Source organism: Peribacillus sp. P4_D6, assembly GCF_056401795.1.
In genome coordinates, this window is record NZ_JBFUIQ010000346.1 from 1 (window position 1) to 1,145 (window position 1,145).

The following is a 1,145-nucleotide window of genomic DNA, read 5'->3' on the forward strand; positions in this document are numbered from 1 at the left end:
TTGCCGGGCTTCATCGGCTCCTTGATAATATAGACGAAATAAGGGGTGCTACCGTATCAGTTTGTGTCGCGGGAATGGAAGGGGCACTTCCAAGTGTGTTAGGAGGTCTTGTCACGAATCCAATTATTGCTGTGCCGACAAGTATTGGTTACGGTGCTAATTTTAACGGTTTATCGGCCCTTTTATCAATGCTCAATTCATGCGCATCTGGTGTAAGTGTGGTGAACATAGATAATGGATTTGGTGCAGCCTACAATGCAGCGATTATATACAAGCTTGTACATAAAAAGGAGGTCAATTGTGATGAGGACTTTATATTTTGACTGCTTTTCCGGCATAAGCGGAGATATGGTTATTGGTGCGTTGATTGATGCAGGTGCAGACCCTGTACAAATGGAAGAAGAGTTAAAAAAGTTGAACATGGATGAAGAATATAATCTGTCATGGGGGAAGGTCGTCAAAAATGGCATTACGAGTACCAAATTTGATGTCATTCTTACCAGTAAATCAGACCAAACACATGAACATAGCCACAGCCATGAACACGAGCACAGTCACAGTCATGAACACGAGCACAGACATGGACACARTCACAATCATGAACATGAGCACAGTCATGGACACAGTCACAGTCATGAATACGAGCACAGTCTTGGACATGAACACAACCATAGCCATGTACCTCACAGCCATCACGGCAGCCGTACCTACAAACAAATTGTAGAAGCTATCAATGAGGCGAACTTTAATGAATCGGTAGCTAACATGTCACTCGCCATTTTTAAGAAGATTGGTGAAGCGGAAGGACATATACACGGGCTTCCACTGGAAAAAGTACACTTTCATGAAGTAGGGGCGGTAGATTCAATAATAGATATAATCGGGGCTGCAATTTTAATCGATCAGCTAGGTATTGTATCAGTTCAGTCATCAGCCATTCCAACGGGATCTGGACATATACATATTGATCACGGAATATATCCTGTTCCTGCACCTGCCACTCTTGAAATATTAAAGGGGGTACCGATTGCCTCAAACGATATTCGTTCTGAATTAGCAACGCCGACCGGGGCTGCAATCTCTGCGGTTTTAGCTGGAAATTTTGGCTCGCTTCCATCTATGACTGTCGAATCGATTGGCTATGG

Annotated in this window: 2 protein-coding genes; both read left to right on the forward strand. The window is 43.4% G+C overall.

The features are described from left to right. A partial coding sequence (locus tag AC1DVB_RS27440; RefSeq protein ID WP_477591990.1) for an AIR carboxylase family protein occupies nucleotides 1-323 on the forward strand: 323 nt, incomplete at its 5' end. Continuing rightward, on the forward strand, nucleotides 304-1,145 hold an 842-nt coding region (gene larC, locus AC1DVB_RS27445; protein WP_477591992.1), incomplete at its 3' end, for a nickel pincer cofactor biosynthesis protein LarC. The genes AC1DVB_RS27440 and larC, both read left to right, overlap by 20 nt.